Annotated in this window: 26 protein-coding genes; 21 read left to right on the top strand and 5 right to left on the bottom strand. The window is 55.3% G+C overall.

What is annotated here, in order from left to right; translation table 11 throughout:
• Positions 1-91: 91 nt before the first annotated feature.
• The 7 genes from ACA067_RS15125 to ACA067_RS15155 all read left to right on the top strand — a co-directional run bounded on the left by ACA067_RS15125 (position 92) and on the right by ACA067_RS15155 (position 5,608).
• Positions 92-1,351, top strand: a complete 1,260-nt coding sequence (locus ACA067_RS15125; RefSeq protein WP_497462504.1) for a cation:dicarboxylate symporter family transporter — start codon at positions 92-94, stop codon at positions 1,349-1,351.
• A 110-nt stretch (positions 1,352-1,461) separates the two neighbouring features.
• The gene (locus ACA067_RS15130; RefSeq protein WP_497462505.1) at positions 1,462-2,043 is read left to right on the top strand and encodes a TetR/AcrR family transcriptional regulator; all 582 of its coding nucleotides are present in this window, start codon (positions 1,462-1,464) and stop codon (positions 2,041-2,043) included.
• A 57-nt stretch (positions 2,044-2,100) separates the two neighbouring features.
• The gene (locus ACA067_RS15135; protein ID WP_497462506.1) at positions 2,101-3,204 is read left to right on the top strand and encodes an alkene reductase; all 1,104 of its coding nucleotides are present in this window, start codon (positions 2,101-2,103) and stop codon (positions 3,202-3,204) included.
• 71 nt (positions 3,205-3,275) lie between these two features.
• Positions 3,276-4,019 carry an SDR family oxidoreductase gene (locus tag ACA067_RS15140; protein ID WP_497462507.1) on the top strand — a complete coding sequence of 248 codons (744 nt, stop codon included), beginning with the start codon at positions 3,276-3,278 and terminating at the stop codon, positions 4,017-4,019.
• Positions 4,020-4,091: 72 nt separating this feature from the next.
• Positions 4,092-4,472, top strand: a complete 381-nt coding sequence (locus ACA067_RS15145; RefSeq protein ID WP_497462508.1) for a nuclear transport factor 2 family protein — start codon at positions 4,092-4,094, stop codon at positions 4,470-4,472.
• A 59-nt stretch (positions 4,473-4,531) separates the two neighbouring features.
• The gene (locus ACA067_RS15150; RefSeq protein WP_497462509.1) at positions 4,532-4,918 is read left to right on the top strand and encodes a nuclear transport factor 2 family protein; all 387 of its coding nucleotides are present in this window, start codon (positions 4,532-4,534) and stop codon (positions 4,916-4,918) included.
• Positions 4,919-5,149: 231 nt separating this feature from the next.
• Positions 5,150-5,608, top strand: a complete 459-nt coding sequence (locus tag ACA067_RS15155; RefSeq protein ID WP_497462510.1) for an SRPBCC family protein — start codon at positions 5,150-5,152, stop codon at positions 5,606-5,608.
• 332 nt (positions 5,609-5,940) lie between these two features.
• On the opposite strand, the gene ACA067_RS15160 is transcribed toward ACA067_RS15155, so the two are convergent.
• From ACA067_RS15160 to ACA067_RS15175, 4 genes are all read right to left on the bottom strand, one after another.
• Positions 5,941-6,600: a Rossmann-fold NAD(P)-binding domain-containing protein gene (locus ACA067_RS15160; protein WP_497462511.1), complete on the bottom strand. Its 660-nt coding sequence runs from the start codon at positions 6,598-6,600 to the stop codon at positions 5,941-5,943.
• Complete coding sequence (locus ACA067_RS15165; protein ID WP_497462512.1) at positions 6,597-7,256, bottom strand: SDR family oxidoreductase; 660 nt, start codon at positions 7,254-7,256, stop codon at positions 6,597-6,599. Before ACA067_RS15165 ends, ACA067_RS15160 begins: the two co-directional genes overlap by 4 nt.
• A 126-nt stretch (positions 7,257-7,382) precedes the next feature.
• Positions 7,383-7,769 carry a nuclear transport factor 2 family protein gene (locus ACA067_RS15170; protein WP_497462513.1) on the bottom strand — a complete coding sequence of 129 codons (387 nt, stop codon included), beginning with the start codon at positions 7,767-7,769 and terminating at the stop codon, positions 7,383-7,385.
• Positions 7,770-7,875: 106 nt separating this feature from the next.
• Positions 7,876-8,511, bottom strand: a complete 636-nt coding sequence (locus tag ACA067_RS15175) for a TVP38/TMEM64 family protein (protein ID WP_497462514.1) — start codon at positions 8,509-8,511, stop codon at positions 7,876-7,878.
• Positions 8,512-8,721: 210 nt separating this feature from the next.
• Between ACA067_RS15175 and ACA067_RS15180 the strand changes: the two genes are divergently transcribed.
• The 9 genes from ACA067_RS15180 (at position 8,722) to ACA067_RS15220 (ending at position 18,939) form a co-directional block, all read left to right on the top strand.
• A complete protein-coding gene (locus tag ACA067_RS15180; protein ID WP_497462515.1) occupies positions 8,722-9,369 on the top strand; it encodes a TetR/AcrR family transcriptional regulator in 648 nt (215 codons plus the stop codon).
• 248 nt (positions 9,370-9,617) lie between these two features.
• Positions 9,618-10,823, top strand: a complete 1,206-nt coding sequence (locus ACA067_RS15185) for a CaiB/BaiF CoA transferase family protein (protein ID WP_497462516.1) — start codon at positions 9,618-9,620, stop codon at positions 10,821-10,823.
• A 19-nt stretch (positions 10,824-10,842) separates the two neighbouring features.
• On the top strand, positions 10,843-12,327 hold the full coding sequence (locus tag ACA067_RS15190; protein WP_497462782.1) for an aldehyde dehydrogenase: 1,485 nt from the start codon (positions 10,843-10,845) through the stop codon (positions 12,325-12,327).
• Between the two features lie 36 nt (positions 12,328-12,363).
• Positions 12,364-12,867, top strand: a complete 504-nt coding sequence (locus tag ACA067_RS15195; protein ID WP_497462517.1) for a MaoC family dehydratase — start codon at positions 12,364-12,366, stop codon at positions 12,865-12,867.
• A complete protein-coding gene (locus ACA067_RS15200) occupies positions 12,864-14,084 on the top strand; it encodes a CoA transferase (protein WP_497462518.1) in 1,221 nt (406 codons plus the stop codon). Before ACA067_RS15195 ends, ACA067_RS15200 begins: the two co-directional genes overlap by 4 nt.
• Before the next feature lie 53 nt (positions 14,085-14,137).
• Complete coding sequence (locus ACA067_RS15205) at positions 14,138-15,538, top strand: GntP family permease (RefSeq protein ID WP_497462519.1); 1,401 nt, start codon at positions 14,138-14,140, stop codon at positions 15,536-15,538.
• 40 nt (positions 15,539-15,578) lie between these two features.
• A complete protein-coding gene (locus ACA067_RS15210; protein ID WP_497462520.1) occupies positions 15,579-17,240 on the top strand; it encodes a GMC family oxidoreductase in 1,662 nt (553 codons plus the stop codon).
• 9 nt (positions 17,241-17,249) lie between these two features.
• Positions 17,250-18,068, top strand: coding sequence for an HTD2 family dehydratase (locus ACA067_RS15215; RefSeq protein ID WP_497462521.1), 819 nt, complete (start codon positions 17,250-17,252; stop codon positions 18,066-18,068).
• Between the two features lie 28 nt (positions 18,069-18,096).
• Positions 18,097-18,939, top strand: coding sequence for an HpcH/HpaI aldolase/citrate lyase family protein (locus ACA067_RS15220; RefSeq protein ID WP_497462522.1), 843 nt, complete (start codon positions 18,097-18,099; stop codon positions 18,937-18,939).
• Between the two features lie 10 nt (positions 18,940-18,949).
• Here ACA067_RS15220 and ACA067_RS15225 read toward each other — a convergent pair whose 3' ends face one another.
• Complete coding sequence (locus ACA067_RS15225) at positions 18,950-19,900, bottom strand: LysR family transcriptional regulator (RefSeq protein WP_497462523.1); 951 nt, start codon at positions 19,898-19,900, stop codon at positions 18,950-18,952.
• A gap of 129 nt (positions 19,901-20,029) precedes the next feature.
• Here ACA067_RS15225 and ACA067_RS15230 point away from each other — a divergent pair, with 129 nt between their 5' ends.
• From ACA067_RS15230 to ACA067_RS15250, 5 genes are read left to right on the top strand one after another with little or no spacing between them, the layout of a single operon-like run.
• Positions 20,030-20,812: an SDR family NAD(P)-dependent oxidoreductase gene (locus ACA067_RS15230; RefSeq protein WP_497462524.1), complete on the top strand. Its 783-nt coding sequence runs from the start codon at positions 20,030-20,032 to the stop codon at positions 20,810-20,812.
• Positions 20,813-20,845: 33 nt separating this feature from the next.
• Positions 20,846-21,835 (top strand): quinone oxidoreductase family protein, encoded by a 990-nt coding sequence (locus ACA067_RS15235; protein ID WP_497462525.1) that lies wholly within the window; start codon positions 20,846-20,848, stop codon positions 21,833-21,835.
• Between the two features lie 43 nt (positions 21,836-21,878).
• Positions 21,879-22,628, top strand: a complete 750-nt coding sequence (locus ACA067_RS15240) for an SDR family NAD(P)-dependent oxidoreductase (protein WP_497462526.1) — start codon at positions 21,879-21,881, stop codon at positions 22,626-22,628.
• 43 nt (positions 22,629-22,671) lie between these two features.
• The gene (locus tag ACA067_RS15245) at positions 22,672-23,421 is read left to right on the top strand and encodes an SDR family NAD(P)-dependent oxidoreductase (protein ID WP_497462527.1); all 750 of its coding nucleotides are present in this window, start codon (positions 22,672-22,674) and stop codon (positions 23,419-23,421) included.
• Positions 23,422-23,469: 48 nt separating this feature from the next.
• The gene (locus ACA067_RS15250) at positions 23,470-24,639 is read left to right on the top strand and encodes an ABC transporter substrate-binding protein (RefSeq protein ID WP_447764792.1); all 1,170 of its coding nucleotides are present in this window, start codon (positions 23,470-23,472) and stop codon (positions 24,637-24,639) included.
• The last annotated feature ends 71 nt before the right edge of the window (positions 24,640-24,710 follow it).

Consider the following 24,710-nt stretch of genomic DNA (forward strand, 5'->3'; position numbering starts at 1 on the left):
TTGTGCCATTTGAATTCAAGTGAGCTGGAAGCTCATGAATCTAGCAACTGCCAATTAACGCAGTCCTTTCATTCCAACAAGAAGGCTAGACATGAAACGTATTCCCTTGGTGTGGCAAATCATTGCCGGGCTGTTGCTTGGCGTGCTCGTCGGTTGGTACTTCAATACGCATCCGCAGTATCAATCGTGGGTCAGTGCGGAAATCCTGAAACCACTTGGCGATATCTTCATCAAGATGATGAAGATGGTGGTCGTGCCGATCGTGTTCTGTTGCATGATCCTGGGCATCGCAGGAGGCGGAGATAACAAGTCATTTGGCCGTATGGGCATGAAGTCGCTGGGATATTTCTTTGCGATCACCGGCCTGGCGATTGTGATGGGTCTGTGTTTCGCAAACATCTTCGAGCCTGGCACGGGAACCGATATTTCGGGCATCACGCATAGCTCTGCGTCCATCACGATGGAACCTTCGAAGGGCGCCCTCGTGATTGTGCAGAACATTGTCCCGGACAACGTCTTTGTGGCGATGTCGGAAGCGAAGCTGCTGTCGGTGCTGTTCTTCGCGGTGTTGTTCGGCATGGCCTTGAACTCGCTACCCAGAGAGAAAAGCGCGCCAGTGGTCGCGGTGGTTCAGGGTATTTCCGATGCGATGTTCAAAGTCGTCTCAATCGTCATGGCGTACGCACCCATCGGTGTATTTGGCATGATAGGCGCTACCGTTGCGACCTTTGGCTTTGCCTCGCTATTGCCCTTGCTCAAGCTGATCGGTGTGGTTTACCTGGCACTGATTGTCTTTGCGTTGGTGGTACTCGGCGGTATTTGCTATTTGATCGGCGAGAACATCTTCAAGCTGATCAAGTACTTCCGAAATGAGCTGATTCTTGCGTTCTCGAGTGCCGCGTCGGCAGCGGTAATGCCGCAGCTGATGAGCAAACTGGAGAGCTATGGCGTTCCGCGCCGTATCGTCAGTTTTGTGGTGCCGGTGGGGTATGCGTTCAATCTGGATGGTGCGTCGATTTTCCTTGGCGTGGCTACGATTTTTGTCGCACAGCTCTATGGTATCGACCTGTCGCTTTCCCAGCAGATTCTGCTGGTGGTCACGATGGTGCTGACCTCCAAAGGTGCTGCCGGGGTGCCTGGGTTTGCCATCATTATTCTGTCTGCGACATTGGCTTCTGCCGGTCTTCCATTGGAAGGGGTGGCGCTGATCGCGGGGATCTTCAGGATTATCGATAGCGGAACCACCACGCTGAACGTACTGGGTAATGCCATCGCACCCTTGGTAATCGCCAAGTGGGAGAGGGCGGCCCTTGAGCCTTCACGAGTCAATCCGGCGGCGCAAAAAGCATAGCAATCCGCGAGAAGGCGTCCGACAGGAAACGCTAACTGCTCGGTCAATTCATGAGACACGGGCAGGAGCCTCTAGACGACCGGTCTAGTTTGGTGTAGGCTGCCTTTCCTATGAAGAAACCTATCCAAGACATGCGCCAGCACATCATCGACGTGGCCAAGTCGCTGATGACCAACAAGGGCTACACCGCCGTGGGGTTGTCAGAAGTACTGACAACCGCGGGCGTACCCAAAGGGTCGTTCTATCACTACTTTCGTTCGAAAGAGGAATTCGGCCAGGCGCTGCTTGAAGAATATTTTCAGGAGTACATCGGGCGCGTCGATATCGTGATGGCTGCTGAAGGAACCGGAGCCGAGCGGCTGTTGGGCTATCTGCACTACTGGGCAAAGACACAAGCGTTTGATCATCCCGAGGAGAAATGCCTGGTGGTGAAACTGGGCGCTGAAGTCTGCGACTTATCGGAAGACATGCGCACGGTACTGGAAGAAGGCACCGCGCTGATCATCCAGCGGATCACGCGTTGTGTTGAGCAGGGCATGGCCGATGGTTCCATCTCGCAGACCCAGGATGCACTGACATTAGCCGAATCGCTGTACCAGCTATGGCTTGGCGCCTCGCTGTTGGTCAAGGTCAAGAAGACCACGGCTCCCTTTGAAACCGCACTGATCACAAGTAAGCGCCTGCTGGCCTAGGGGCGTTTTTTTTAACTGGTTTTCTAGACGACCGGTCTAGTAGTCGAGGTATTCAGCATGATTGATTACAGTCATAACACCGACCTTTTCTCGTCCGCGCAGATGGGCGCCTTGCAACTGGCTAATCGTATCGTCATGGCTCCGGTGACACGCAGCCGGATGGCAGAAGACGGGGTGCCGAATGAACTGCACGCCACTTATTACGCCCAGCGTGCAGGCGCAGGCTTGATCATCGCCGAGGCCACGAACATTTCTGCTCAGGGCCGTGGCTATGCCATGACGCCGGGGATCTGGTCGGAAGAACAGGTCGCAGGCTGGAAAAAAGTCACCGACGCGGTGCACGCGGCAGGCGGCAAAATCGTCAGCCAGCTATGGCACGTGGGCCGCTTTTCCAGCGTCGAGTTACAGCCAAACGGCGAGGCGCCGGTGGCACCCTCGGCAATCAAGGCCGAAGGTACCACCTACACCAACAAGGGCATGGTCGAAGTGTCCATGCCTCGCGCCCTTGAGACTTCAGAGATCCCGGGGATCATCGAGCAGTACAGGCATGCGGCAGAAAATGCCAAGCGAGCCGGTTTTGATGGTGTGGAAGTCCATTCTGCCAACAGCTATCTGCTCGACCAGTTCTTGCGTGATTCCACCAACCAGCGCACTGACCAATACGGCGGCTCCATCGAGAACCGGACGCGGCTGACGCTTGAGGTCACCGAAGCAGTGGTAGCGATCTGGGGCAGTGACCGGGTCGGTATCCGCCTGTCACCGGTGACGCCTGACGCAGGCAATACGCCCCCTGACAGTAACGTCATGGCGACCTACGGCTACCTGATTCAGCAGCTGAACAGATTTAACCTGGCCTATCTGCACTTCGTCGAAGGCGCAACCGCCACTTCTCGCACCGTTCCAGAAGGAGTGGATCTGGACGCGCTGAGTGCGCAGTTCGAAGGGCCGTTCATTGGCAACAACAATTATGACCTGGATATGGCGCTGGAGCGCCGGGCGCAAGGGCGGATTGATGCCGTGGCGTTTGGCCGCTTATTCATTGCCAACCCAGACCTCGTAGAGCGCTTGCGTCGTGGTGCCGAGCTGACCATCGCTCCGCGCGAGAGTTACTACGGCGGAGGTGCCAAGGGCTACACCGATTGGCCAACGGCAAGTTACTGAGTCGTGCCCTTGCGCCAGCCAGGCGCGGGGAAGTCCGTCACAACAGCATTCAACGCAAAGGGGTACTGAGCATGAATTATCTGCAAAACAAAGTAGCAATCGTCACTGGCGCGTCTTCCGGCATTGGTGCTGCCACCACCCGCGCATTGGCCGCACAGGGCGTTCGCGTCGTGGCAGCAGCACTCGATAAGGAAGAGCTTGAAGCGTTTGTTGCCGAGCTGCGTGTGGCAGGGAGCGACGTGGTCGCGTTCACTACCGATGTCACCCATCTGGATCAAACCAAAGCTCTCGCGAAGTTTGCACAAGACACCTACGGCGCCGTGGACATTCTGGTCAACAACGCTGGCCTGATGCTCTTTTCCAACTGGGTCGATCTGGCCGTGCAGGATTGGGAAAAGATGATCGATGTGAACATCAAGGGCTACCTCAACGCTACTGCTGCGGTACTGCCATTCATGCTGGAACAGAAGTCCGGGCAGATTCTCAACATGGACTCTGTCGCAGGTCACCAGGTTGGGCCGGCGGCGGGTGTTTACAGCGCTACCAAGTTTTTCGTCCAGGCCATGACCGAGTCCATGCGAAAGGAGTTGGGCGTGCAGCATGGCATCCGCGTCAACACCGTCAGTCCCGGCGTCATCAATACCGGCTGGGCGGACAAGGTTAGTGATCCCGAAGGGCGTAAGGCGGCTCAGGAACTGAACCGGATTGCCATTGCGCCCGACGATATCGCCCGTGCCGTGATTTATGCGCTCAATCAGCCGGAAAACGTCACCGTCAACGATCTGATTATCTCGCCGACTCGCCAGGATTGGTGATCGTTGGTTGGCCATGCTGCGCCCATCCAGACCTGATGGGTAATCGGAAAATCTTTCAATCAGGAGTCCATCATGAGCAATCCAACTTACGTCCAGGAATACAACGCGATCGTCGACGTACTTAGCCAGTACAACGAAGGTGGTGCAAAGGCTGACAGCACTTTGATGAAGCCCGCGTTCAACGAGCAGGCCACCATGTTTGGGGTCGACGGCGACAAGCTCGTCGGCGGCGCGATCCAGAATTTGTACGACGTCATCGACAACTCTTTCCGTCCATCTCCCGAAGCCAAAGCCGTGATCGTTCGCATCGACATCGTGGGCACTGCCGCCAGTGCTCGCGTCGATACCGACAACGTTTCGGGATTTCGCTTCACCGACTTCTTCAACCTGCTGAAGGTAGAAGGCAAGTGGACGATCGTCAGCAAGATTTACCACACCCACCCGAGCGCTTGATCGCTCGAGCGCTTCTCGCGAGGTGTGCTGCACCTCGTCCCCAATGAAAGGTGAGAACCATGTCAAAGAACATCAAGGCAGTACCAACCTCCGAGTACAACGCTGTCATCGCTACCGCCAATCTGTACGTTGAAGGTCTGCGTGTGGGCAGCGCAGAAGGCGTTGCGCAAGCTTTCCATAAAGACGCCGTGATGTACGGTTTCACTAATGGTGAGCTGCTTGGCGGCCCGATCAAGAATCTGTTTGATTTCGTTCAGAAGAACGGTGATGCCCCCGAAATCACTACCCGAGTCGACGTGCTGGCGATCACACCCACGACTGCCGTGGTACGTGTCGACATGGAGAAGGATGCGATCGGCGCTGATTACAACGACTACCTGACTTTGATCAAAATTGACGGCACCTGGAAGGTGATCGCCAAGGTTTATCACCAGTTCGAGGGGTGAGCATCGCGCGACGAACTGCGGTTGGGTGGGCGAGCACTGGTCGTTTTTCTGGGCCTGGCCGGAAGATTGTTACCCGTTCGCTGGCAACTTAATCCCGCGTCGCGGATCGCCCTGGTGCTGCTTGAGTCAGCCCTTGAGCAGAAACCGGGTGTTCACATCATCACCTCCGTGCGCTGTATTTGAGCCGAGGTTAGCTGTTTCCAAAGTAGATAATTTGAAAGGAGATACACGATGTCGATTGTTGAGTTTTCTGCTGTCTTAGACGGCGATGCAGCACATGTTTGGAGCGTGTTGAAGAAATTTGGCGAGATTCATAAATGGCATCCATCGATTGTCGAAAGCAGTATTGAGGACAACCAACCTGACGGATTGGTTGGTTGTATTCGTAAACTCACACTGGCCGATGGCGCAGTTGTCAGGGAGCGTTTGTTATCGGTCGATGATCGCAATTTAACGTTGTGCTACCGCTTCGAGGAAGCCCCTTTACCGCTTGATAACTATGTCGCCACTGTGAAATTGGCCTCACTTACAGGGCAGTCCAAGACGTTCATCAATTGGTCTGCAAGCTTCGATCTACAAGACCTAGGTACCGCTGAACGCTATCAAGAGTTAATACGAGGTCTGATCGTCGATGGTCATAATAGTCTTCAGTTGTTTCTCACTAAGGCATTGAACATTTCAGACGACTGATAACGACGATGTTTTGCTGATCGAGCTATCTTGAATGCAAAAGGGCCCGTGGAATCTAGTGCCAGTCAGTTTAACTGACTGGCACTAGCTGAGACTTGTTTATCCGGCGATTCGTTGAACTGGATTTCAGTCACCCGAAGCTCCCACATTTGCGCATTAAGCTTGGTAATTTCGCCTCCAGCCCTCGGCTTTTGGCTTCGAAGACGTGGTCTCTTGCCAGTGTCTATCGCTGAACACCCGGGTGTCGATCACGGCATTTTAGTGAACCGAAGGCATTGCTGGACACCTGACACGCCGTAGCCGGCGTGACTTCAGTGCAAAGGGTTAAAAACTCAGACCATCCACTCGGCGGGCACGATATGCACGCCGGGCTGGGGCACTAGGGCCGCGTCAAGGAGTGCCCGGGCTATGTTGGCCGCTGGGTTGAGCCGCCAACGTTTGGGCAGCAGCGGCCCCGCTAGCCTCAACATAGCTACCAACAGCCGCTCGCCGAGACGGAATTCGTTGCGATGGCCTCCGATCACGCCAGGGCGTACCAAGGCCAGGCTGTCGAAGCCTAGATCGCGCAAGTCCTGCTCCAGCTCGCCCTTGACCCGGTTGTAGAAAAAGCGTGAGCCGGCGTCGGCGCCGATCGCCGAGTTAAGCACATAGGTCGGCGTGCCCTGGGCGCAGGCAAGCCGCGCCACGGCCAGCGGATAGTCATGGTCGACTTGGCGGAACGCCCCCTGCGAGCCAGCAGTACGAATAGTGGTACCCAAAGTGCAAATCACCGCGTCGGCGCGCCACCAAGGCGCATCTTCATCGAGATGCTGGTAATCGATGCGCGGTGTCGATAGTTTGGCATGGGGCTGCAAGCTGCGCCGCGTCGGCGCCACCACCGCAGCGATCCGCGGGTCGGTCAGCGCCAGTTGGAGCACGTGACGCCCGACCAGGCCAGTGGCCCCCACCAGGAGCAGCGTCGTCCCCTCCAGACGTGGATTAGCCTCGCTCATGGACGCGCGAGCCGTTGCACGGACTCGCCCACCGGGGTGTCGCCCTGGGTCAGTTCGATAATCAGCCGGTTCACGGCTGGGCGCTCAATGATCTCCAGTAGCGTGGCCGCTACATCCTCGCGCGGCACTTCGTCGTAGGGGATCGCCAAGCCGGTGCGCACCCTGCCGGTGCCGGGGCTTTCGAGCAGCGTGCCTGGCCGCAGAATCACCCAGTCCAAATCGCTCTCGGCCAAGTGCACGTCGGCCAGCTTCTTGACCGCCATATAGTTCTCGAAGGTCTCCGAAACTTGCTTGCCGCGGAACGATTCGGGAAAGGCCGAGACCAGCAAGAAACGCCGGATGCCGGCTTTCTGCGCCGCCATTACCGCTAGCTCCAGGCCAAGGCCATCGATGGCGTTGGTCATCTCCGGGCCGCCCTTGCCGCCGGCGCCAGCGGAAAAGACCACCACGTCGCTGCCGGCCATAAGCGCGGCCAAGCCCTCGACGTCGAGTTCTAGCAGGCTGCCGAGCACCGGGGTAGCGCCCAGCGCCTTTAGTTCTTCGGTCTGATCCGGGTTCCGATACAGCGCTAAGGCCCGGTGCCCGCGCTTATTCAAATGCTGGGACAGGAGGCGACCGACCTTACCGGCACCGCCCACAATAAAGATCTGGGTCATCGTCGATTCCTTTGCTTAGGGTGGGCTTTCGGGGTAGTGCCCACCACTCCGGTCTTAGACGTCGTGGATATAGACCAGGAAGCGCCCGGCATCCGACGATGCGGGCGTGGGCTACCCAAAAGCTGGTTACGGAGCCACGTGGGTGTGGTAGATCTTGCTGACGACAGTCCACTGACCTTCGACCTTCAACAGGTTGAAGAAATCGGTGAAGCAAAAGCCCGAGACGTCATTGGTGTCAATGCGAGCGCTAGCTGCGGTACCCACTATATCGATCCTGACGATTGCGCCGCGGGCTTCAGGCGAGGGGCGGAATGGCGGATTATCGATGGCATCGAACAGCTCTTGAATCGGGCCACCAACCAGCTTGGTGTCTGCGTCAACACCGAAGATTGTTGCTTGCTCGCTGAAAGCGGGCTTCATGATGCTGCTCTTGGCCTGCTTGCAGCCTTCGTTGTACTTATTCAGTACCTCAACGATGGCCTGATATTCCTGCACATAGGTGGGCTTGTTCATGGTGTTGCTCCTGGTTGGTTGAGAGTAGCTTTGAAAAAAAGGTGGGGGTCTCCGCGGGTATCGGGGTCAAATCCCGCGATCGCCCTTGGTGTGCAGAGTTAGGGATTCAAACAGCTTGCTCATCGTTCGAACCTTCAACAGTTGATTGATGGATTGCCTGTCGTGCGAAGCGGGCAATGATCCACAGCGCCAACAATGCTGCTACCAGACCGCCCCACGACAGCCAGTGCGAATAAGTACTCACAGGCACCTCGCCGCGAATAAGTTGTGCGACATCGGAGACCAGCGACCCCAGATAGGCATAAAGGAAGGTGCCGGGCAGTAGTCCCAACCAGGACGCCAGCACGAAACTGCGGCCCCTCATACTGCTAGCGCCGAGCGTATAGCTCAGCGGAGCGAACGGCACGATAGAGGCCAGCCGAAGCAGGAGTACGATGCGAAAACCATCTCGGGCTACTGCCTGATCAACCACCGCTAGTCGAGGTTTCCGGTCGAGACAGCGTCGTGCCCAAGGCCCCGCCATGTAACGCGTAATGAAGAAAGCCAACGTGGCCGACACTACGGCTACTGGTAATACCAGCAATGTGCCCCACAGTGGCCCATACAAAAAACCGGCGATAGTTGTCAGTGGCGAGGCAGGCATGAAGGCCAGCGTGGCCAACAGGTATAGGGCTGCGAACAAAATGGCTCCGTACGAACCATACGCGCGCAGCACGTCTATCAGTGATGCGGTCTGATTCATGACCAAGTCGATCACGGCTCCGCCCCTACGGACACCCCGTGGATACAAGCACCTTTCTTTTGTCGCATACGATTCACTCCTGACCGCTCTCCGTTGCGCACTTGGTACCTGAAGCTACATATACGTAGTGGTCGTTACAGATATCACTATTGTATAGTGACCGCTATAGATGAAGTCAAGTTGGTTGTTAAACACGAGGCTCAACAAACCATGTCGGATACCGGATCTAATCCCCCCTCTACGCGTAACAAAGGGCGTCCGCGTGGCTTTGATCGCGACCATGCGCTGACCCAGGCCCTCGACGTTTTCTGGCGGCGCGGCTATGAGCTGGCATCGGTGGCCGAGCTATGCACTGCAATGGGAATAAATCCGCCCAGCCTCTATGCGGCCTTCGGCAACAAAGCCAAGCTGTTTCTAGAGGCAGTGGATTTCTACGAGCACCAGTACTGGCATCCTACTTGGCAAGCCCTGGACGCTGAGCGCGACGTGCATAGTGCAATCGCGAACTTCTTCGATGCGTCCGCTCGCATTCTGCTGTCGCCAAAAGCACCTTGCGGCTGCTTGGTGGCAACGGCCGCAGTCAGCGTGTCAGAGGACTCTATCGAAGTTCGAGTGGCTATCGAAGCGCTGCGCCAAGAAGGAAAAGAGTTGTTCGTCAAACGCCTAAAGCGCGCTATCTCGGATGGCCAGCTGCCCGCGCGTACGGAGGTGAAATCATTGGCCGGTGCGCTAAACACGATGCTTGAAGGAATGTCGATTCAGGCACGCGATGGCTTGACGGTCACGCAAATGCGCCGCCTCGCGGCGCATGCCGTGCGCTTACTGCCACCACTGGCATCTGATGCCGGTGCGATCTAGACGACTGGTCGGGGTTCGAGAACAGCCATAGGCTTCTCTGCTTGTGGCATTTCACACGAAGGGAGCAATTGGCGCCTAAATTCAGCGCCCACATATCTGATATTCACCTTTACAGCCATTGATCTCGTAAATTGAATAATCAAAATGATTATTCAATTAGTTCTTTCATTGGCATTCTTTTACGATTTTCTCAGCTCGCCGGTGCACCTCCCTGCGCCAGTCGATGAACTGCATCTGAGGAATCTCAATTGGGCCAGACAAATAACAATCAGCCTATGGCCGGTGTCCGCGTTCTGGACATCGCTACGTTCGTTGCAGCTCCGTTTTGCGGAACCATCCTTGCGGATTTCGGTGCGGAGGTCATCAAGATCGAGCAACCGGAAGGCGGGGATACCCTCCGCAAATTTGGTACCCCTACTGAATGCGGCGACAGCATGGTCTGGCTCAGTGAAGCCAGGAATAAGAAGTCCGTTACGCTCGATCTACGCTCCGAACAAGGTGCTGACCTGTTTCGACAGCTTGTGGCCAAGTCGGACGTCGTTCTGGAAAATTTCCGTCCAGGAACGCTGGAGAAGTGGGGCCTCAGCTTTGAGTCTCTGCGAGCGATCAATCCCAAGCTGGTCATGCTGCGAGTCAGCGCCTACGGTCAAACTGGCCCAAAGCGAGGTGAACCTGGATTCGCTCGCATCGCGCACGCATTCGGTGGCCTCGCTTTTCTCGCGGGCGAGAAAGACGGCCCGCCAGTCGTACCTGGCTCTACCTCACTTGCTGACTACATCTCAGGCATGTGGGGAGCGATCGGCGTCTTGCTGGCCCTTCGTTCCGTTCAAGCTGGCGGGATTGGTCAGTACGTCGATATTGGACTTTACGAATCGGTGTTCAGGCTTCTGGATGAAATCGCACCGGTATATGCCAAGTATGGATTCGTTCGTGAACGCATGGGTGCCGACACTATTAACGTCGTACCGCATAGCCACTACCAGACGAAGGATGAGAAATGGATCGCGCTGGCCTGCAGCAATGATCGGATGTTTCAACGTCTCGCGCAGACAATGGGCACGCCAGAACTCGCGATCGAATACCCAACCAGCCCTGATCGTGTGAAGGAGAGAGCGAGGATCAATGCGCTCGTCGCACTTTGGGTTTCCGGTTTCACCCAGGAAGAACTTCTTGAAGTGTGTGTGCAAGGTCAGGTTCCGGCCGGCCCTGTGAACTCCATCGCGGATATCTTTGAAGATCCTCAATTCGCAGAGCGCGAGAACTTGATCCGCGTACAAGACCCGCGTATCGGCGAGCTTGTTCTGCCCAATGCGATGCCTCGTCTTTCCGAAACGCCCGCTGCTTTTGTCTCCACCGGCCCCTCGCTTGGGTCGAGTACTGAGGAGGTGTTGAGCCGGCTCCTAGGTGTTTCTCCTGAAGCCCTACAAGCGCTTAAAGCCAGCAAAGTTATCTAACCAATCAGAGATCACGGGAATCAAAATGACTAATTACAAAATGTACGTTGGTGGTGAATGGATTGATGCCGCTGCGGGCGAAACCTTTGAAACCAAGAACCCTTATACAGGCGAGACCTGGGCGACCATGCCCCGTGGTCGTGCAGCCGATGCCGAGCGTGCCGTGGCTGCAGCGAAAGCTGCGTTCAACTCTCCTGAATGGTCGAAGATGAAACCAAGCGCGCGGGGGCAATTGCTGCGCCGACTGGGCGATCTGATCGCAGAAAACGTGGAGCATCTTGCCGCCACTGAAGTGGCAGACAACGGAAAGCTGCTCGCCGAAATGCGTGGACAGGTTCGCTACCTGCCTCAGTATTTTTATTATTTTGGCGGCCTTGCTGACAAGATCGAAGGCGGGGTATTGCCTATCGACAAAGCCGACACCTTCACCTTTACCCGCTATGAGCCTCTTGGCGTTTGTGTAGCCATTACCGCCTGGAATTCTCCATTATTGCTGGCCGTGAATAAGCTTGCCCCTGGATTGGCGGCGGGTAATACGTTTGTGCTCAAGCCGTCCGAATTCACCTCCGCATCGGCACTGGAACTAGCGAAGCTCGTTGAAAAGGCAGGCTTCCCAGCAGGCGTAGTTAACGTCGTCACAGGTTTCGGGCTGGAAGTTGGCGAGCCGCTGGTGACCCATCCTGACGTGGCGAAGATCGCATTTACCGGTAGCGAATATGGTGGACAGAAAATCTACGAGTCTGCAGCCAAGAACTTCAAAAAGGTCACTCTGGAACTCGGCGGCAAGTCACCCAACATTGTGTTCGACGATGCCAATCTAGACAACGCTGTAAAAGGCGTGGTCGGTGGGATCATGGCTGCAACGGGTCAGACATGTGTCGCTGGTTCTCGCCTGCTCGTTCAAGAGTCGATCCACGATGAGTTCGTGGAAAAGCTGCTCGCTTTTGCACGCACCGCGAAGATGGGTGATCCGATGTTGGCCACTACCCAGGTTGGCCCGGTAACCACCCCCGCGCAGTATCAAAAAATTCTGGACTACATCGCCATCGCCAAGGCTGAAGGCGCTGTCTGTCGACTCGGCGGTAACCCGTCCACAAAGCCGGAATGCGGGAATGGGCTTTTCGTCGAACCGACGATCTTCACGGGTGTTAACAACCAGATGCGCATCGCACGTGAGGAAGTCTTCGGCCCTGTGCTTAGCATCATCCCTTTCAAGGATGAGGAGGACGCAATTGCAATAGCCAACGACACGCCGTATGGCCTGGCGGCCGGCGTTTGGACTCAGAACATGCGTCGCTCGCTGCTCATGTCCGAGCGCCTTCAGGCCGGGATGGTTTGGGTGAACATGTACCGCGCAGTGAGCTACATGGCACCGTTTGGCGGATTCAAGCGCTCGGGTGTCGGTCATGAAAATGGCCAGAACGCTATCTACTCCTATCTGCAGACCAAGAGTGTCTGGATCAGTACTGCACTTGAAACTCCGGATCCTTTCGTTCTCGGCTAACGAATCAGAGCTGTTCCAAGAACAAGGACAAATATGATGGAAACTCAATTTCCGATGCCCGGGCGTTTTCTTGAGGACTTCAAGGTCGGTGATTCTTATCGTCACTGGCCGGGTAGGACTGTTACAGACGCTGACAACATCCAGTTCAGTCTCGTGACGATGAATCGTCACCCGATGCATTGCGACAGCAACTTCGCCTCAATGAGCGAATTCGGTCGCCCCCTGATCAACAGCGGGCTCACCGTTGCGATCGTATTGGGTCTGACCGTTGATGACGTCAGCCTCAATGCGATCGCCAATTTAGGTTGGAAGGACATCACGCTCAGTGCCCCGGTTTTCCCTGGCGACACACTCTATGCCCGCTCTGAAGTAACAGAAGTGCGCGAAAGCGCAAAAAGGCCGGGGCAGGGCATTGTGACAACGCGAACCGAAGCGTTTAACCAGGAAGGTACCGTATGCATGAGCTTCGTGCGTGCGTGCCTCGTGCCGACTCGGCAGAACGCGATCGACCTTCATTCTCAGAGGGCTGAACGCTCATGAATTACGATCTGCTCAAGGGCGTACGAGTGATCGAAAGCTCGGCGTTCATCGCTGCACCTCTGTGCGGGATGACTTTGGCGCAACTGGGCGCCGAGGTCATCCGTGTAGATCTGATTGGGGGAGGTATCGACTATCAGCGTCTGCCGATGATGCCAGAGGGCCGCAGCATTTATTGGACAAGTCTTAACAAGGCCAAGAAATCCGTTGCGATGGATATCAAGCGCCCAGAAGGACGGGAGCTGCTTCAGCGTCTTGTAGGGGCACCGGGTGAGGCAGGAGGCATTCTGCTGACCAATATCGGTACGCCTTGGTTGAGCCACCAAACTCTTTCAGAGCTTCGGCCTGATCTGATCTCTTGCACCATCGAAGGTAATTTCGATGGGAGCACGGCGGTGGATTACACCGTTAATTGCGCCACTGGTTATCCGATGTTAACTGGGACGGGCACACCCGATCGACCGGTTAATCACACGCTTCCTGCGTGGGATGTCATCTGTGCCAACCAGGCCGCCACTGCAATCGTAGCTGCTCTAGCTCGTCGCCAAAGCAGCGGAGAGGGCGCTGAGATTCGGCTGGCTCTGTCCGACAGTGCATTCTCGACGCTATCTCATCTTGGTCTGCTGACGGAGTCCGAGCTGATTGCGCAGCCGCGTGAATCTCTTGGCAATTACCTGTACGGCGCCTTTGGACACGACTTTGCCACTTCAGATGGTCGGCGAGTAATGATCGTAGCCATCTCGTCGCGTCAATGGCGCGCCTTGGTGAAAGCCTGCGATTTGCAGAACGCAGTGCAATCCTTGGAAGTGGCTCTGGGAGTGAACTTTGACAGCGAAGCTGATCGGTTCGAAGGTCGCGAATTGCTGGCCGCATTGATCAAACAGTGGTGCATCAAAAGATCGCTGGCTGAAATCGAAGCACACTTTACCCAACATGGAGTCGCTTACGGGCCGTACCGAACCGTTCGACAGTTGCTCCAAGAAGACAAACGCGTCTCCTTGGATAACCCCATCTTCGAGCGAATTCAGACATCTGGCGTTGGTGATCATTTGGCGGCCGGTACGCCGCTCAGGTTCGGCCACATGTCTCGTCAAGCAGTACAACCTGCTCCCGAGCTAGGGGAGCACACCGATGAAATTCTTGCTGATGTCCTGGGACTGAGTGACCAGCAAATCGGCGCATTACGTGACAGTGGAATTGTCGGCGGATCTCCGGGATAACAAAGCCGCCGACAACGGAACGTGCGACTTACAAAAATAAAAGCGAGCGTCTGATGAGTAGTCTATTGATTTGCCTGGCGTCGCTGGGATTTTTGATGTTCGTGGCCTACAGGGGCTTCAGCGTCATCCTGTTTGCTCCGATCGCAGCATTGGGGGCAGTGCTTCTTACTGAGCCATCGATGGTTGCACCTGCATACAGTGGGTTGTTCATGGACAAGATGGTGGGGCTCCTGAAGCTCTATTTTCCCGTGTTCATGCTTGGCGCTGTTTTTGGGAAGCTGATCGAAGTTTCGGGTTTTGCACGATCGATCGTGACAGCCATTTCCAAGGTTTTTGGTAGCAGCTACTCGATCACCTGCATCGTGTGCGTGGGCGGGGTGCTGACCTATGGTGGAGTATCTTTGTTCGTAGTGGTATTTGCGCTTTACCCGTTCGCTGCGGAGCTGTTTCGCCGCAATAACATTCCGAAGCGTTTGATCCCGGCAACGATTGCCTTAGGCGCGTTCACGTTCACCATGGACTCGCTGCCAGGAACCCCCCAGATTCAGAACATTATTCCAACAGCTTTTTTTGGCACTGATGCCTACGCTGCTCCCTGGCTTGGGATTATCGGCGCAATCTTTGTCGCCGGTTGCGGCATCACTTATTTGGAGATGCGTCGTAGAAGCTTGATGGCCAAAGGAGAGGGCTATGGCTCAGGGCATTACAACGAGCCGGAGCCGCCTACAGATGAGGCCACGATCAGTCCATGGATTGCCATCTTGCCCTTGGTCATCGTTGGGGTAGGCAACAAACTGCTGCTCGATTTGATTTTGAATCACTTCGGCGCGAGCAATCAGGTGCTTGTGTCGTTCCGTCCTGACTTTGCCGCAGTGGCGCAGGATGTCACCAAAATGGCCGCCGTGTGGGCTGTAGAAGGTGCACTGGCGCTGGGCATTTTGGCCACCCTGATCCTGGGCTGGGGCAGAATCCGCGGCAAGTTCACGAATTCGACTCAAATCGCCGTTACAGGTTCGTTGCTCGCCGGCGTGAATACGGCGTCGGAATATGGGTTCGGGGCCGTCATTGCGGCGCTGCCGGGCTTCAAGCTGGTCGCTGACACGCTGTCTAACATCGAAAATCCGCTTATCAACCTGGCGGTGAGCGTCAACGTGCTTGCCGGGATCACCGGATCATCTTCGGGGGGGCTCAGCCTGACACTTGGCGCGCTAGGCGATCATTTCGTCGCCCTTGCCCATCAACACGCAATACCTGCCGAAGTCATGCACCGCGTCGCATCCATCGCGGCAGGTGGGATGGATACGCTCCCGCACAACGGGGCGATCATCACGCTACTGGCGGTGACCGGGTTAACCCATCGACAGGCATATGGCGATATTTTCGTCCTCACGATTTTCAAAACCATGGCGGCATTTGTTGTGATCGCCGTGTTTTACCTGACTGGGCTGATTTGATCGGCCAGCTCCGACAAAAACAATTGATAGGGGTGAACAAATGAACGCATCAACCTATGACTACATCATCGTAGGGGCAGGATCGGCGGGCTGCGTATTGGCAAACCGGCTCAGCGCTGACCCTTCCAAACGTGTCCTGCTCCTGGAAGCTGGCCCGTCGGACGACCTGCTCTGGATAAAAATCCCGGCAGGGATGACCCGACTGTTTTCGAACAAGAAGGTGAACTGGCGGTACCAAGGGGCTAAGGAACCTGGTTTTAACAACCGTACGCTTTACTGCCCTCGCGGCAAAACCCTGGGCGGCTCCAGTTCCATCAACGGATTGGTTTACATGCGAGGCAATTCGTATGACTACGATTCCTGGCGCGACGAGGGTAACGAAGGGTGGGGCTGGTCTGATGTGCTTCCCTATTTCAAGAAGAGCGAGCGACAGCTGCGTGGGGGTGATGAATATCATGGCGCAACGGGAGAGCTTGCGATTTCTGACGTGATAAACCCGCACATCGCCTCACTGACGTTCATTGATTCTGCGAAGGCGATCGGCATTCCTTTCAACAAAGATTTCAACGGTGCTCAGCAGTACGGCGTTGGTTATCCGCAGATGACTATGGAAAACGGTGTGCGGCAATCGACATCGACTGCTTTCCTGAAACCGATTCGCAGCCGCACTAACCTCGAAGTGCAGGTGAATGCACACGCCGAGCGGATTTTGTTTGAAGGCAAACGTGCTGTCGGCGTGCGCTTCGCCATTAAAGGTAGTAAGCAAAAGAGGGACGTATACGCGAAGGAGATCATTCTCAGCGGTGGCACCATCGCCTCACCGCAGTTGCTGATGCTTTCAGGCGTAGGCCCGGAGGATCATCTACGTAGCCATGGCATCAACGTTGTTCATGATCTGCCCGGTGTTGGAGAAAACCTCCACGACCATGCGTATGTCCATTTTCTGAATCAGGTAACTCCGAAGTTTTCCATCAATCATGAGATTCAAGGCTGGCGCCTTATCCCTCATGTCTTGCAATACGTTGGTTCCCGCAAGGGGCTACTGACCTCTGCTGCTGCCCAGGTTTGTTGCTTCGTTAAATCCGATCCCTCCATGGTCTCGCCTGATTTGCAGATTCAATTCAGGCCCTTCAGCATCGTGGTGACTGAAGACGGGAAGATCGTGCCTGAGAAGATTCCTGTCGTCACCGCGTCTTGCAGCCAGATTCGACCAAAATCGCGTGGTCGAATTCGCCTGAGCTCAGCAAACCCATATGACGATCCAGACATTCTCATGAACTATTTGACCCACGAAGACGACTGCAAGGCGTTGATCGCGGGTATTCGCTGGATGCGCAAAATCTACGCCGCCGAGCCTCTTTCCAAGCATGTCGTCAAAGAGACAATGCCGGGCAGTCAGGTGCAGACAGACGAGCAACTCCTCGATTATTTGAGAAAGTTTGGACAGTCGATGTATCACCCCGTGGGTTCTTGCCGAATGGGGAATGATCAAACCGCAGTGGTAGACGCAAGACTGAGGGTACGAGGTGTCGAGGGGCTACGTGTGATCGACGCTTCCATCATGCCGAGTATCTGTTCGGGCAACACCAATGCTCCGGCCATCATGATTGCGGAAAAAGGAGCGGACATGGTTATCGAAGACGCTCGTTTGTCCACCAATGCGGCCGGTCGGGATGTGAAAACTGACGCAGCGGTAGCATAAGGAGGGTTTGTGGAATATTCAGAGTGGGTTGGAAAAACACAAGAGCGCACCGAACTTATCGCACAGGAAAATGCGGCCAAGTTAGCTGTGACCCTCAATGAAAAGGCGCCGGTCGATGGCGACCCCTTACCGCTGTTGTGGCATTGGGCGTACTTTCAGGATCTCGCTTTCACTGAATCGTTGCGTTCGGATGGACACGCGATGACGGGTGATTTCCTTCCTGCCGCAGGAGACCGAACACGGATGTGGGCAGGTGGGAGACTGTCGTTCATGAAGCCGATGGTGGTTGGCAAGCTTGTCCACCGTCGCTCTACAATCCAGGACATCAAGGAGAAACAAGGCCGGACTGGGTCACTGCTGTTTGTGACAGTCCGGCATGAGTACATTCAGGATGAAGAGACCTCTCTGATTGAGGAGCAAGACATCGTCTATCGGGCCGTCACCAAAGCCGTTGTGGGCGAGGGTGATCCCTTGCCGGATGCTGAATGGACTAACGAGATCGACGCCAGTCCGACGTTGCTATTTCGCTACTCTGCTGTGACCTTCAATACCCACCGGATCCACTACGACTGGCGATATGTGACCGAGGTTGAGGGTTATCCAGGATTGGTAGTGCACGGGCCTCTTACTGCCACATTGGTCATGCGCGCATTTTCGAAGTTCGAACCTGAAGTGACCGTCCGGACATTTGCTTTCAAAGGCGTTCGACCTCTTATAGCCGGCGATACCTTGGTTGTAGGAGGCCGTGTCGAAGAGAAGGGGAGAGCTTCGGTTTGGGCAGGCAACAAGGGTGGCATTGGCCAACTTGGCGAGATCGCCTTCGCTTAACCTCACTCAACATAACGGTGGAGAAATCATGAGCAACGCTTCAATCAGTGCAGCGGGATATGATCTGGTGCGCTCAGCACTCTTCGTGCCGGGTGATCGACCCGAGCGTTACGAAAAGGCGCTGGCCAGTGGCGCAGACCGTGTCATCGTGGATTTCGAGGACGCTGTGGAGGAGGCTTCAAAAAGCAGTGCCCGGGCGTCGTTAGGTGAGTATCTGCTCAGCAACCCCGAGGCCGCAGTTTTGGTACGCGTCAACTCACCCGGCCATGCCCAGCACGAGGCTGACCTCGCGTTTTGCAAAGGACATAAGGGCGTCATAGGGATCATGCTGCCAAAGGCCGAAACACGCGCTCAGTTGGCGAACGCAGCCGAAACCGCAAAACCGATTCTGCCCATTATTGAGAGCGCTCTCGGGGCAGTGAATCTCCCTGAACTCTGTTCCGTGCCAGGACTGGAAAGGTTGTGCTTTGGCGCCATCGACATGGCTCTGGACTTGGGGCTTAAGGATGGTTCGCCAGGTGCGCTAACTGTCCTCGATCACCTTCGGGTTTCCGTTATTGTTCAGTCACGGATTTACGGCCTGGCTCCCCCTCTAGATGGGGTGTTCCCGTCGATAAACGACTTTTCAGGATTAACCAGTGCTGTGCAAACCGCGTTAGAAATGGGCTTTGGCGGCGTGTTATGCATCCACCCGAAACAAGTGGCCGTTATCCACGAAGCGTTGACGCCGGAACCAAACGAGGTCAGTTGGGCAAACCGCGTTCTAGCTGCTGCTGAAACGCAGGGTGGCGCTTTCAAGCTCGATGGGCAGATGATTGATGCGCCAGTGCTATCTCGCGCTAGACGCATTCTCAATGCATTGAGCAACTAGGCGTTTACCATCAGCTCCTGTTGCGTTGACGGCAAGACGAATGTGGCTCTGTTATCAAGAGGCGAACGAGTTGAGCCAAGCGGGATGCGGCAGGTGACATTGATCGTCCTTTGATTGTGATAATGGCCACCTGCCGCGTGAGCTCTGGCTCAATGATCAGCATTTCATGAGTGTCCGGATGGGGATGATCCGGCAATACCACTGCAGGTAAAACTGCAGCGCCCAATCCAGCATTTGCCATTGATATCAGCGTTTGCGCCTGATTGAACTGATATCGCGTCTTCAATTCCAGCCCGAGCTTTTTGGCAGTGTCATCGACAACTGCCCGCAGAGCTGTCGCGAGATTAAGCAGTAGCAGCGGCATCTGGGCGAGCTCGGTCATTGTGATGGTTGACCCTCCCTCCTTGTGCAATTTTTTCGGGACTAACGCGTACAGATTTTCTGTGAGGATCGTTTCACAGTTGAAATCCGGAAAGTCGCTGACCGGCCCAATACCGAAATCCACTTCACCTTTGCGAATGCTGTCATGCATGTCGCCGGAGGTCAGTTCACGAACGAAAACTTCGATCCCTGGGTAATCGCTTTCGAATGCGGCGAGGATTTTCGCCAACCGGGTAGCTGCAACCGTGGTTGAACAGGCCAGGAAAATTCGACCTCGCTTCAGATCCGTCGTCTCTTGAATGCGCCGCAATCCCAGCTCGACCTCGTGCACGGCCCGCTTTGCACTTTCGAGCAACTCAACACCAGAGGCAGTAAGGCTGACCTGACGAGTCGTTCGGTGAAAAAGCTGAACGCCCAACTGGCTTTCCAGCTGCTTGATCTGGCTGGTCACCGCTGATTGGGACTTGTGCGTCAGGTCGGCTGCCTGGCGAAAACTTCCGTGCTCGGCCACCAGCATAAATGCTTGCAGCAGCTTTAAATTCACGTTCGGTAACGGCTGGGGATCAAGTGGCGTGGGCATGTCGGCCTCATTATTAGATTAGATTGCATAATTCTAATGATAATTGAATTGGTCGACTTTGCCAGTCGGCAGTAACCTCAATTTCACCAAAACGGTAACGGCACCATACAAAAACAAAAGGAGCCCGCTGTGTATTCTGACCTCGTACCTTTCGTATCCCCAAGCTTCCGTCTGGATGGCAAAACCGCCTTGATCACAGGTGCAGGTGGCGGTATTGGCGAGGGCATTGCTCTGACCTTTGCCAACGCCGGTGCCCACGTCATCCTGGTTGGCCGCGATCGAGATCCTCTTGACCCCGTCGCAGGCTACATCCGCGCACAAGGTGGCGAAGCAACTGTAGCGGTTTGCGATGTAACCGACTCCAGCGCCATACGTGCTCTGATCAATGAGCTTCCCTCCCTCGATATCCTGGTTAACAACGCTGGCACAAATTTCCCCGAGCCGATGGTGGAAGTGAGTGATGAACATCTGGATGCCATGCTGAATCTCAACGTCCGAGCATGCTTTGTGACTGCTCAAGCGGCCGCAAAAAAAATGCTGAGCAAGCAGTCCGACACCCCAGGCGTGGTCATCAACATCACCTCTCAAATGGGGCATGTCGGCTCTCCGAATCGAACTGTGTATTGCATGACCAAGCATGCTGTTGAAGGCTTGACTAAGGCGATGGCGATTGAGTTTGCGGATCGGGGGCTGCGGGTCAACAGCATCGCTCCCACATTCGTGAATACACCCCTTGTGCGCAGCATCGTCAACACGCCTGAAAAACAGCAATTTCTTGTCTCCAAAATCCCGCTTGGCCATATGGCCCAAGTCGAGGACATCGTCGGTGCAGCTCTCTACCTTGCTAGCCCAGCAGCACGGATGGTGACCGGAGCAAGCTTGATGGTGGACGGTGGTTGGACAGCGCAATAACAAATCCCACGTACTTTTTAGCGAGGTATCAGAATGAGCAATTCAGTAGGCGCACTCATTGTCGAACGAACCGGTGGCCCGGAAGTGCTTCAGTGGCAACAAATCGAGTTGCCCGAGGTGGGCGATAATGAAGTTCAGATTCGCCAAGAAGCCATTGGCGTCGATTTCATTGACACCCAGTTACGTTCCGGCTTGCTTCCGCTTCCTAAACTGCCGAGCGGACTGGGATTTGCCGCTGCCGGGGTCATCGAAAAAGTAGGCAAATCGGTCACTGGTCTGACTGAGGGCGACAAAGTTGTTTACCACTTTCTTACACCAGGGGCTTACGCCGAGAAAAGGAATGTCCCTGCTGAGCGCGTGTTCAAGCTGCCTGACCAAAACCTGGATTCGATTACCGCTGCCGGCGCGTTGTTCCGAGGCCTGACGGCTTGGTACCTGGCCACACGCCTGAAAGACATCAAGCAGGGTGACTGGGTCTTGGTTCACGCAGCGGCGGGTGGGGTTGGCCTTATTCTCTGCCAGTGGCTGTCCCATCTCGGCGCCAAGGTCATCGGTACCTGCATTGGGCAAGAGAAAGCGCAAATTCTCAAAGAATACGGTTGTGCTCATCCAGTGGATGTCGAGAAAGAAGATTTTCTGGAGGTAACCAAGCGGCTCACTGACGGTAAGGGCGTGAGCGTGGTGTTCGAGTCCATCGGCAAGGAAACTTTCGAAAAATCCTTGGATTGCGCACAGCGTTTCGGCCTGATCGTATCGTTCGGCTGGGCATCTGGGGACGTCGCTCCGATCGATCTCGCCTACCTGCGCAACAAAGGCTCTCTGTTCATCACCCGTCCGACCATTTCGCACTATGTCGCTGAGTCTGCTGATTTCCAACGAGGGGCAAGCGAGCTCTTTGCGTTGATCAAATCAGGCGATTTGCGCATTCGCGTTGACCATCAGTATCCGCTGAAAGAGGCGGGCGCCGCTCACGAAGACCTCGCATCAGGCAAAACGAGTGGGTCGGTAATCCTCATCGTTTGAGTGCATCACTGCTTCTCCGAAAACAAGAACAAAGGAGATCACCATGTTACTTAAAGGGAAAACCGCCATCATCACCGGTGGCGCTTCGTTGAAGGGAATTGGCTGGGCTACCGCCCAGCTGTTCATCGAAAACGGGGCTCGTGTGGCGATACTCGACCTCGATCCGGAGGTGATTGACGCTGCAGTTCATGAGCTCGGAAATGGCAGCGTTGGCTATAGCTGCGATGTTCGATCCCCCGATGCTTGTGAACGTACCGTTGACTCAATTATCCAGGCGTTTGGACAGGTTGACATCCTGATCAACAATGCGGGTGTTAGTCAGCCATTCAAGCTGATGGCAAGCACGATGGAAGATTACGAGCTGGTGATGGACGTCAGCCTGCGTGGCGCGTTCAACATGTCCAGAGCAGTAGTGCCACATCTGCGCGCTCGGCGCAGCGGTGCAATCGTGAACATGGGATCGATAGCCGCTCAAAGGGGTGGTGGTGTGCTAGGTGGCCCCCATTATGCGGCGGCTAAGGGGGCAACTCAGACCCTTGCCAAGGCGATGGCTCGCGAGTTGGCTCCCGATGGTATCCGCGTTAATGCAATCGCTCCCGGGTTGGTCGACACCGAGCTGCTCGTGGGCAAGCTCACTGACGAAGGTCGGCAGGCAGCTATGACCGGGACACCGCTTGGTCGCCTAGCTCTTCCCCTGGATATCGCAAACGCCTGTCTTTTCCTCTCGTCTGACCTATCGAGCTACGTAACGGGCGTCGTTCTCGACGTCAATGGCGGGCTACACATTCACTGAGCCTGGGCGCCGGCGAATGTCGGTCACAGGAGGAGATAACCATATGTTGCTCAAGGACAAAGTGGCGCTGGTGACGGGAGCGGGATCGCTCAACGGCATTGGTTGGGCCATTGCCAGACGATTTGCAGAGGAGGGGGCCAAGATCGTTCTTGTCGACATTGCCGCCGACAAACTTCAGATCGCCGCCGACAGGCTCGGCTTGCCTCATCAAGGTTTTGTTTGCGATGTGAGGGATTCAGAGCGTTGCAAGAAGGTAGTTGAGCAGGCCGTCGAAGCTTTCGGGCAGATCGACATTCTGATCAATAACGCCGGAGTTAGTCAGCCGCGACGTCTGTTGGAAATCGATGATGAAGGCTACGACCTGGTGATGGACGTCAGTCTGCGCGGCGCGCTCAACATGTCGAAGGCAGTGGTACCACATATGCGCCAAGCGGGTAGTGGAAACATCCTCTGCATGGGGTCGGTTTCAGCGCAACGTGGTGGCGGTGTCATGGGCGGCGCTCATTACTCGGCGGCCAAAGGTGGCGTTCAGACCTTGGCGAAAGCACTGGCCAGAGAGCTCGCGCCTGACGGCATTCGAGTTAACGCCGTGGCTCCTGGTTTGATTGAGACCGACCTGATCGCGGGAAGACTCTCGGATGAAAATCGCAAATTAACGCTTGATGCGACCCCGCTAGGACGCATTGGCCAGCCGGTGGAAGTGGCCAATGCATGTCTCTATCTCGTGTCCGATATGGCGAGTTATGTGACTGGAGTTGTGCTGGATGTGAATGGAGGGCTCCACATTCATTAATTAACGTTCCGCCAAAAGATTTGAAAACAATAACAACGGAGACAAATCATGCGAGCTCTACTGCGTACTACTTTGGCTGTTTCAACTCTGCTGCTTGCCATGAACTCCATGGCGGCTGACCCCATAAAAATCGGTGCACCTGGCCCGTATACAGGCGCGTCAGCCCCAATGGGCGTTTCGATGCGAGATGCCATGCGAATGGCTGTCAAAGAAATAAACGATAAGGGAGGGGTACTAGGTCGGCCACTGGAACTGGTCGAGCGCGACGATGAGGCAAAAAACGAACGCGGAAATCAGGTTGCCCAAGACCTAATTTACAACAACAAAATCGTCGCAGCGGTAGGTGTTATCAATACCGGTGTAATGCTGGCCAGCCAACGTTTCTACCAGGAATCCAAGATTCCGGTTGTAACTCCTGGCCCATCGGGCACCGAGGTCACCAAGACCTTCCTGCCTGACAGCTACATCTTCAGAGTTTCGCTTCCCGATCGTATTCAGGCTGAAATGATCGTGAAAGAAGCTGTCGAGACTCGTAAGTTCAAGAAAGTGGCCATCCTTGCGGACTCCACCAACTACGGACAATTAGGTCGTGCCGACCTGGAAGCGGTGCTCAAGGAAAAAGGCATTGAGCCGGTAGCCGTTGAAAAATTCAATATCAAGGACGTCGATATGACGCCGCAATTGCTGCGTTCACGCATGCGCGGCGCCGAAGCGATATTGACCTATGGGATCGGCCCGGAGCTCGCGCAAATTGCGAACGGGATGGCCAAGCTGGGTTGGAAAGTCCCAATGATCGGTAGCTGGACTTTGTCGATGCCTAACTTTTCTGAAAACGCAGGTGCCAACGCTGAAGGAGTGAGGATGCCACAGACCTTCATTCTTGATGGCGCTACCGATAAGCGTAGAGCATTCATTGACAACTACCTCAAGACTTACGCTGTCGACCGGATCCCTGGCCCGGTGTGGGCAGCACAAGGTTACGACTGCGTCTACATCCTGGCAGCAGCCATTGAGCAGGCTGGTTCGACCGATGGCACCAAGATCAAGGAAGCCTTGGAAGACCTGAAAAAGCCGGTTGAGGGGCTAGTGATGACATACGACAAGCCATTCTCCAAAACCGATCACGAAGCTTTCAAGACTCCCGCAGTCGCGGTCATCGGTGAGATTAAGAACGGTCGTGTTGTATATGCCTATGAGGCCGACCGTAACAAACCTTAGTTTGCTGAGCTGGTAAGTGGGTGGCGGAAACCTCCGCTGCCCCCTATATATCGACCCCTGCAGGGGAGGAC

Source organism: Pseudomonas sp. LBUM1674, from assembly GCF_059695635.1.